At 34.8% G+C, this 10478-nt stretch carries 4 protein-coding genes and 1 pseudogene; 2 read left to right on the forward strand and 3 right to left on the reverse strand.

Going from position 1 to position 10478, the window contains the following annotated elements:
* Window positions 1-8: 8 nt before the first annotated feature.
* Window positions 9-1007 carry a class I SAM-dependent methyltransferase gene (locus tag M1381_08020; protein MCL4479026.1) on the forward strand — a complete coding sequence of 333 codons (999 nt, stop codon included), beginning with the start codon at window positions 9-11 and terminating at the stop codon, window positions 1005-1007.
* A 202-nt stretch (window positions 1008-1209) separates the two neighbouring features.
* Window positions 1210-1344 (forward strand): annotated as a pseudogene (locus tag M1381_08025) (IS4 family transposase).
* 226 nt (window positions 1345-1570) lie between these two features.
* On the opposite strand, the gene M1381_08030 reads toward M1381_08025, so the two are convergent.
* Genes M1381_08030 through M1381_08040 form a run of 3 tightly spaced genes read right to left on the reverse strand, consistent with a single transcriptional unit; the run spans window position 1571 to window position 10242 of the window.
* Window positions 1571-3667, reverse strand: coding sequence for a hypothetical protein (locus M1381_08030; GenBank protein MCL4479027.1), 2097 nt, complete (start codon window positions 3665-3667; stop codon window positions 1571-1573).
* A gap of 45 nt (window positions 3668-3712) precedes the next feature.
* Window positions 3713-8581 carry a glycosyltransferase gene (locus M1381_08035; GenBank protein ID MCL4479028.1) on the reverse strand — a complete coding sequence of 1623 codons (4869 nt, stop codon included), beginning with the start codon at window positions 8579-8581 and terminating at the stop codon, window positions 3713-3715.
* Window positions 8578-10242, reverse strand: a complete 1665-nt coding sequence (locus M1381_08040; GenBank protein ID MCL4479029.1) for a methyltransferase domain-containing protein — start codon at window positions 10240-10242, stop codon at window positions 8578-8580. Before M1381_08040 ends, M1381_08035 begins: the two co-directional genes overlap by 4 nt.
* Between the last annotated feature and the right edge of the window lie 236 nt (window positions 10243-10478).

Raw genomic sequence — 10478 nt, forward strand, 5'->3', positions numbered from 1 at the left:
GAAATAGAGTGGGATATTATACAGACAAAATAGAGGTCTTGAAAAATATCTTTGGTACAGAGAATGTAAACCTTAGTTCGGAAGGCTTACTTGTCGACAAACACTTTTATCCTATAGTTGATGATGTAATTGTTTTGCTGGATCCAATACAATATACAGAACATCTTAAAAAGAGATTAAAGATCACTACAGATAAAATAAACAATAAATCCTCTGAGTTCGCAGAAGATATTCAATTTACATTTGGTGAAGAGTGGCAGAAATTTTCAAGAATATTACCGGAGCATAAACAAGAATTTCTTCAATACTTTGATCTGATAGATTTGAACAGTATAAAAAACAAAAGGGTTTGTGATCTCGGATGCGGTATTGGAAGGTGGAGTTACTTTCTGAGAGACAAATGCAAGGAACTTGTACTGGTAGATTTTTCTGAATCGATATTTATCGCACGTAATAATTTAAAAGACAGTAACGCTCTGTTTTTTATGTGTGACATTAAGAAATTACCATTTAGAGACAGTTTCGCTGATTTGATATTCTGTCTTGGTGTTCTACATCATTTACCCACCGACGCACTTGATGAAGTTAAAAATTTGAAAAAATACTCCCCTCTTCTTTTGATATACTTATATTATGCTCTCGATAATAGACCAATCCATTTTCGTATTTTGTTTTTCCATGTTACCATTTTACGGAAATTGGTTTCAAGGATCAGGAATCCTTTATTTCGTTCGATTTTTACCTGGTTCACAACAATTACGGGATATTTACCAATGATAGAGTTAGGTAAGATACTAAAACCTATCGGGTTGTCAAAACATATTCCCCTGTATGAGTCTTATAACAAGAATACCATAAAGCGTATAAAGCAGGATGTATATGATCGGTTTTTTACCAACATAGAGCAGAGGCTCAGTAGAAATCAGATTGCGGCATTAAATAAAGAGTTTTCCACTGTTATTATTTCGGACAACCTGCCATATTGGCATTTTTTATGTGAGAGATGATTTATTGGAAATAAGGATTTGCTCTTGATATTGGAAAATGTAATTTACAATCCCTTGATAAGGGGGACACATTGGGTTTGGTTTTAATGACGTAGCTGAAAAGATTTGACCCCTTGCTACTTGCCATCTTCAGCATTATGCTTTTCTTGCTCGGCGTGAGCAGGTTTAACAAGCGGATCGGGTAGAGGTATAGATATTTGCAGATTTACGCGGGAATATCCCCACTGTTATCAAGATAACAAGTGGTAAAGTCCATGATGTAAATATTATTGATGATCTTATTATGGAAACTGGTGCGATTTATATTATGAATCGCGGTTATCTGAATTTCTCCCGCCAATGATAGCAAGTGAGTGTTTTGATTAAATCTTTTAGCCGCGATCTTTTTTATTGTGAGATCTTTATAAATAAAGTAGGAAGACAAATACACATAATATCCTTCACCATCAGAATGTATAGGAGGCACGCTATACTTATATATGGATAGGTATAGAAAAACATAAGTAACCAAGGATATCAGTGCGATTATGAGAACAACATGCTCAGAGGTATGCGTTAATATGCTATTTTCTGTTTTTATCTTGTATACTTTTCACCTCAAACAAAACAGATAATTCCCTGTGATCACCATTGTGTATATACCTGTCCGGGATCCAGGTATTATCTGCAATGATAGTCATTGTTGCATTGGGTGGAGCAAACAAAGTAATATTCGTATTGTTAGTTACGCGATAAAGATATTCTGATATTTTATCTCCGGAAGATCTTCTTTTTATATATACGGTAATATTCATAGGGATTCCATTGTGCCTCCATTTGCCGCTGATTTCTATGGTAACGATAGTATTGTAAGTTGTTATTTCTATTTGCCTGCCAATCCAGTCCATATTTTTGTAGTAGGTACTGTATTTATCTCCGCTTATAAAATATCCTTGTTTTAAAGCAGAGGGATCTACCGTCCATATATATACGCCATGCGTCAATGTATACCCTTTTCCTAGAATAGCAGTAAAGAACGATACGATGTTCTGTTTATTCTTTGTTGGCCCGACAATAATATAGCGTATATCATAGTATTTCAAGTAACCGTAAATTTCTGCTTTGGAGCCATGATCCATTTGAGGGGAAACGCCGTTTTTCTGGATGGAATCTACTGTTTTGATAAATAAAGAAGGCATGGGGCCGAATCCATACCGGTTTATTGCAAACCCCTCAGGCATTTTAAACCACATGTCACTGTATATTTGCCACAGCATGGCTGTTCCTTCGGCTCCCTCAGATACTGGAACAACCAAAATGTTGCTATTCTCAGGTATATAATGCTGTATAGTTGAGTTCTTAAAAATAACAGGTATGGATGGTTTCTGCACTGGATAGGGTGATACAAGGAATACAGGGATGATGCAAAACAGTCCAATAGTAAAAACCGCATATGCTGTAAATTTCGGTATTTTCTCCTGCTTGTTCACTTTTGAAATAAATATGGCAATTGTAATGCCTGAGAATAAAATCACGTACAGCGCAAACCGGCCGGGCAGAAGATGTTCTAATAAGGGTAACGATTCAAACAAAATCCATGGCAGGGGGATCTTTGTTATATGACCATTAATATGGAGATATGGTCCCAAGGATAATAGTGCTGAAACAAGTATCATGTAGGCTAAGAACTTTACATTTTTTTCTTTGTACCATCTTATAATCGTATAAAAAATGATTAGTAAAAATGGTATACCTATATACCCGTCCCATTCGCTTGCATTACCGGTAAATTTTGAAACAATATTTAAAGTTATCCCGGTTTTCAACAACTGAAAAGGACCGGGTATAATAAAGTTTAACAGATCGGTAACAAACACGTTCTGCGGTTGCAATAAGCCTATAGGTCTCGCCGGGCCGGCAAATTGCATGTATAAAAAGGGCAGCGAAAGCACAAGAAACAGAGGTATACCTATCAGGAAAACCCTTAAAACATAAACGATATGTTGTTTTAAATCTTGTCTGTTCAATATGAAAATCACGGCAACAGCAACCGTGCTTATGATGATTTCTGAAGCCAGCATCTCTTCTCCAAAAAGGAGCTGACAAAAAAGTAATACGCCCAGAATGGTTCCTGACTTCCACATTTCGATCTTGCTAGAAACCAGGATATCGTATCCTAACCAAACCAATAATGGTGGAATAAATGCCAGAGTAACGTGCGGGTGTCCCATAGATTGCGCTATCATGTAAGGGGAAAATCCATAAATAAGTCCTGAGAAAAAAGATGCACTATGAGAATTAACAAAGCGTAATGTGGCTATATACGCTGTAAATGCAGAAAGGCATAGTGCTCCTATAACTATAATATTGTATGAGAATATTGCACCAAAGAACTTTGTCAAAGGCGACAGGATTAACGCTGGTAGTATTATCGACGAATTCCACATGAGGTTAACGCCGTCGGGGAATAATATATGCCTGCTGATCAATGGATCATGGAAATGCCCAATAGCATACTGGACCCATTTAATAAACCACATGAATAGCTCCGGATCTGATCCGTTCCCTATATATGCGGTTCTTATATTCAGTATTGCAGGATAGGTTATGATGACAGAGATAATTATGTATATTGAAAATACAATAAGTTTATGAATTATAGATTTATGAACGATACCCATTATTGATAGTATAGCAAAATTAGCTTACATGTAATATTATCTAATTCATGTTTTATTTATCTGTAACACATATCTTAACCCACGCGTTAAAAGTTCTTCTTCTGAAAAGCCTTTTGAGAGCAGTTGCCTTAAATTACCGTGTTTCATGTGTTGTTCATTAACTACCCCTGACCACTTATCGTGGTATAAAACTTTGACTTTCCCACCCTTAATCGTCTTATCAAAAAATTTTAAATAATAATTTAATCTTTTTCTATTTAAAGCATGTTTATACTCGTTTATTTCAAACTGTGTTGCTCCACCAAGAGTCATTTTTTGTATAAATTCTTCATCAGTCACCATTAGATGTGCCCATGGTTCTTGCACTCTATGAAAGAAATGATTTCCTGTATCAGCAGTCCATATGGGATCAAATTTGATGTATATATATCCACCCGGTTTGGTTATTCTTATGATTTCACTTAGTGCTTTGTCTGGTTCTTCTATATGCTCAAATGCATCAAAAGAAACGCAAACATCGAAGAAATTATTATCGAAAGGCAAAGCCGCCGCATCCGATGTAATGAAATTTATTTTATTTACGTCAATAGGGAACCCATTCCTCTCGTATTTTTCTACAAGTAATCTTGGAAATTCGCCATTGTATAAATGATTATAATCAATGATATCAACGCCTGTTACTTCATTAAAAATAGTAGACAGAAATCCTGCGTGCATACCCAATCCTGACCCTATATCTATAATATTTATATGTGTATTTAATTCTTTAATGCCAGCTTGTTTGAAAATGTTGAATAAATCATCTATATCTTTTTTGTGTTTGATAAATTCTTCTTTTTCCTTATTATAGCTAAAGTGTTCTATTCTAAACCTTGATTTAATTAAGTTTTCAAATATATCCTGGAATTTTGAAGCAACTGATTTCCATGTATAATCAACTGTTACTTTATTATATCCGTTTAATCCCATTTGTTCTGCATGGACTTCATTTTCTAAGATATATTCTATTTTCTCGTGTAAATTCTGTTCTGTTGCCAACAAACCGTTTACATTGTCTTGAACTAATTCAGCGAATGCATGGCATCTTTTATTGATGATAACCGGTTTTTTTTGCATCCATGCTTCAAGTATAACCATACCAAAGCTTTCGCTTTCACTCATATTGATTAATCCAATACATTCTTTTAATGCTCCCAAAACAACTTCTCTTGGTTGCTCGCCCAAATAAATTACATCCGAAGTGCTGACATGGATTTTGTCTTCGTCTCTTCCGATCATTACCAAGTTAAATTTATTATCTTTTTTAATACTTTTCCGAGATGCTTCTATTATGGACTGGTATTTTTTAGAACCTGATTTTCTACCGAGAATCAGAAAAAACGGTAACCGTGACTTATAAGATTTTAGAAACTCTGAACTATCAATCTTATCATTTTCATTTTCATATACTGCTCCGCCAGGAAGGAGGTTACTCTGTACTCCAATTTTATTGTAGAATAACTTTTGTGCAATTTCTGGGAAGCCGATCACCGCATCTGCACAAATCATAGCATTATAATATTCTTTCCAATGATAAAATTCATCGTCAAAATGAAAATGGGGAAGAAGTACAAGGGGCATATTATATTTTTTTGCATATTTTGCTGCTATGAGCGAGGTCTTGAAAGGGATACTGTGCCCTAAAACTATATCATAATTCTTTATAGCTTTATTCAAAAACATTTCCAAATCTTGTGAGTTTGGTCCTCGTATTGTATGAAAAAATCCTTCAATTTCACCCTTTCTTGTTCTTGCTGTTTGTATCAATGATTCGATATACTCCTCAATATGATTTTCCTTCAGATAATCTTTATAGCAATAATCAAGCCTTATGTATCCTTCTTTGTCCGAAGTCTTATATTGCAAAGAATAAAGAAGCACTCCAAGGGGCCTAACATCAAAAGGGGCGTAATTGGGTTCTGTTTTAAGGTGGAGAGCAATAACATCTTTAACATTAAGTGTCAGACTAAAAAGGCCATTAATCTCTTGTTGGTGGATCAACGATTCATCTCCGTAGATAGAGAGAGTTTTTCTTTCAGGAGTATAGGCTTTAATTACTATTTCCTTAATTCCCTTTGCATATATAAGTGCATCAGGACTTGACCACAGCTGAAATCCATTATTGATACTCTCAGGGAAATGCCAGCCACCCATAAGGAGTGGGAAAGAATATGTATCTGAGAATTTTTCTGAAATATTTATAGATTCCGCCATCCAAAGTTGGTAAAGAGTTTTAGCATTTATATATTTTTCCTCATCAAGAATAGTATCCGTTTTAAATCTATAAACATCTATATTTTTATCAACTGGGATTTTTTGCTGACCGATAAAAGTAAATTCTGTGGCAAAATGGTATTTGTTAAAAATCTCAAAAATATCCGTTGTTACAATATCAAAGGTAAATTTATCAGTTTTTGACAATTCTTTAATCACATTTGAGAGATAAACCTCAGCTCCTCCTAATGGAGGCAAAGTGTATCTATAAGTAATTACCAGGGCCTTCTTTTTATCTACTTGATGGAGGATCCTCTGGTTTATTATGTTGTAAAAAGCATCCCCGAGATAAGACCAATCAAGATTTTTTTTGCAGTATTCATATCCTTTCTCGGATAATCTTGAGCGAAGTTCATTATTGCTCATCAATTGTGAAATACAATTTGTAAAATTTGCAAGATCGCATATAATCGCTTCTGTCCCACTGGTTATATCATACCCCCTTGCTCCCATAGAGGTTGTAATCACGGGAAGTCTGTTTGAGAAATACTCTGCTACTTTTAGGTTCGATCCCGAACCTTCCATCATAGGGTTTATAGCAACATCTGCAATCTTGAGTAGAATATTCTTATACTCTTCTTCTAATTTTCCAAACAGAAGCACATTTTTAGCCGATGGCTTTGCAACTGCATCACCCACAGAACCAATAACTATGAAATAGAAATCCTTTAGTTTTACAGCCAATTCATCAATAATGAACCTAAGTGCATCAATATTGGGTTTATGGGCACTCCCCAAAAAAACAATAATAGGATATCCATAAAAAAAATCTTTTATTGATTTAATATCATACAGAGTATCGTACAAAAGCTCTACACCATTTGGTATTACAAAAATATCTTTTGCTGCTTCACTTACCTTTAAAAGAGGTGCGTAATCATCCTTAGAAGAAGCAACAATAAATTGACTATTTTCACATGCTAATTTTTCTATTTTATAGACCTGACTCATGAGTTCCTGATACTTTGGGTGTTTCAATAACATTTGTTCTTTTAGCTGGAACTCTGCATTAAGAGATTCGTAGATGATCGGTATTGGTTTGCTGTATTCAGTGAGTATCGCCATATATGGATGGGAAAGAATTAAAATATCTCCAAATGTGGCTAAATCTTTTATGGCATCAACTATCATAGCATTATTTGCTACCATATATGAGTTAACAACATCTGTTGCACTTACTGAATAAAGACTGTTTATCCTCGTTTCTTCTTCTAAATGCTCTTTTGTTTTTGGTATAGCTATTTCTATGAAATGTTCCGTGATATTAGTTCTCTCAATAATATTCTCATTGTTAAAACAAATTAATAATACATTTACATGGCTTGAAATCCGGCTATATAATTTATTTATACGAACCTCTCCGCCGCTGTACGGCCTTGACACTTTGAAATCATTTAATACAACAATTGTCTTTCTGAACGAAGTTTTTGTAAGCATTTTTTCTATTTGCTCTCTGGCATTCTCAACAATATTCTTCCATGAATAATTTTGAATAATATATTGCTTCCCAATACTGGAGAGTTTTTCAGCTTCTACCGGATTAGCAGCAAGACGTTTCAATCTGTCTGCAAAATTATTTTTTTCTGCTAAAATAAAATGTACACCGTCTTTCAAATTCAATCCCCTGATACCCATATTGGTAGAGAGTAAGGGAAGTCCTGCCGCTAAATACTCAAGTGTTTTTAGATTCGTACCGGCACCGGAAAACATGGGGTTAATAGCAATATCAGCCGTTTCAAACAATCTTTGTTTTACTGCATTGTCAACTTTACCAAGGAGTTTCACATTTCTTAATTTAATCCCTTTAATATGATCACCTACTGCTCCAGCTATTATAAAGTCTATTTCGGGACACATTGGTGTAAGCGTATTTGCGATAAATTCTGCAGCCTCTATATTAGGTGGATGCCAGCTACCTATAAAAAGGGCCGTTTTTCTTTTATTTGAGATAGCTTTTCTGAAAAACCTAAAATCATTCGGATCTATTCCATTCGGCGCTAATGCTATTTTATCAGGATTTATGTTAAAATCTGCACTAAATTTCTCTTTTTCTTCATCAGATACTGTAAAAATAATGTCTGCATTAGCAGCTAACCTTCTTTCCAATCTCTCGATAAATGAAATAAATTCTTCTGCATAGTTACCTTTCCACATTTGTCTTACAAGGTTGCTTTCACAATTATAGCTATTATATATTCTTGGTTTCTTATCCACACCAAAAAAGAAATCGTAATTTAACATATAAGGCGACTCATGTATGATGATATCTGCATCCTTGTATAAGGTTAAATAGTATTTATGATAATTATTAGGATATTTTGTACTTAGCGCACACACTAAAGCTGAAACCTCCGGGGCTAATCTTTTTTGATCTATATCAAGGTGAAGTTTATTGTGTATATCCTCTTTGGGTATCCTGTATTCTCTAAAGGTTTTATTAAATTCTACTATTTCAAACTTGTGGTGATTATATGTGGGTGATAATAATGTTATATTATAAACTTTACTAAGTTCATTGTAGAAATTAAAATACCTCAACTCCCCGCCACTTTGTGGTGGATAAAAAGCAGGAAAGAAATTAAGTACCAGAATTCGCTTCATCCCTTATACCCAATTATTGCATAATCCTGTTCCATATTCATACGCTCTATAAACTCGTGAAGAGGTTCATCGGCAGTGGAGGTTTGGTCACTTCTCCTATGGAGTCTTAAAATCTGAACATTGGCAAATCCTCTTGCCTCTGCAACAAACTTCAAGGTATCGGGTGGTAGTGGGTGAAGGTGTGTTGGGTCGGTATAAAAACTATAAGCGCCGACTATGAGGTTTTCCGGGTTTGGCGTTTCGAATATTACCATTCCACCTGTTTTTAATGCCCTTAAAGATTCGTCAAATAGTTTAACCATAACTTCAAACGGTAAATGTTCAACAATGTGAAACCCTGTAATAATTGATAAAGCATTATTTTTTTGACTTTTGAGATATTCGATAACATCTGCTTCTTCTACATCTAAACCAAGTTCTTTTGCCTGGGTTACCATAATTCTGTTTATATCAATACCTTTGGCATGAATATTCTGTTCCTTTAATAACTCAAGCCATTCACCCCTGCCGCATCCAACATCTAATAACGGAGCATTATCCGTATTTTTCAAAGCTTCATGAATGTAGGGCAAATAAACCCTTTGCCTCTCTTTGATATCAGCCTGTGTACCTCTGAACCTATCTTCAAACGAAACATACAGGGCATCGTACTGATGTGCCTGTTCTTCACGAAAGCTTTTTGCATCGTTAACAGTAAGCTTTTCAGAAGTCTTATGATTCAAACGTTCTATCAAAGAAGAAAGGTTTTTCTGCTGTTCAAGGATATTTAATTTCTGATCGCGTATTTGTTGTATGATATTATTTATATCAGCCTGAACTGCCTGAGCATCCGCTTTCTTCTCAAGCTCATAACCCAACTGCTGAACTGCCTGAGCATCCGCTTTCTTCTCAAGCTCATAACCCAACTGCTGAACTGCCTGAGCATCCGCTTTCTTCTCAAGCTCATAACCCAACTGCTGTACTGCCTGAGCATACGCCTTCTTCTCTATGGTGTTTCTAAGAGTGTTAAACTCTTTTGTCATAATACTATCGGAATGATTGAATCTGGTATTCGTATAGTTCTCAAAAGCGGTAATATTACGCACAATCAAGGGCATTTTTATGATTGCTGTAATCCATCTAATTGCATAACCCATTATCGGTAGTTTGTAGAGTTTTGTTGCTAAATAAGATAGATATAAACCTTTAATATTGGTTTTTTTCTCTTTTCCTTCTTTTGAGTACCTTAAGCTCGCAAGGACCTGTACCTTATTGAGCCTGCCACTTCCCATCATAGATAAATAGAAATTTAGACCTTGTTCGTCAGCATCTCTGAGGAGAATACCTTTGTAGGCATTCTTAATAAAGGTTTTTTCATCATACTTTAGGAAATCTTCAATAGTAAAAGATGTCTGGTACTTTGGAATAAATCGGGTAAATCTTAATGCCGTCCTATACGCGAAACTATAAAATGGGTATTTTCGCAGCCTGAATTGTATTGCTTTAATCGTTTGCCATAATTTGGTTTGCTTTACAGTGGTATTCGGAGATGCATCGTTTACATGTAGTATATTAGTCTGATAATCTACCCCATTTTGATGGGCTTTCCTTCTATTTACCTCCTCCCGGATCTTTTCCATTATCTCATCAACATTTATTTCGGGTATGTTTGATTCTACCATTTCCACCTCTTAAGCATAACCCATTTTTATATACAATAACTTAAAAGCGTCAAGAACTTCATATTAAAAGGATAAAAGAAAGAAATTCTTTCCTTTATAAGAAGATACATAATAAAATTGTTAAATTAGAATGAATCTGTTAGTATCAACATATAATCTTATTTTAAAAATGTGCAAAATATAATGCTATGAGAGGTAAAAGAGTTGATAGATAAAATCTTTGAAATTAAAAAAAA

It is taken from the genome of Deltaproteobacteria bacterium, assembly GCA_023382265.1.
Taxonomy (GTDB): domain Bacteria; phylum JAMCPX01; class JAMCPX01; order JAMCPX01; family JAMCPX01; genus JAMCPX01.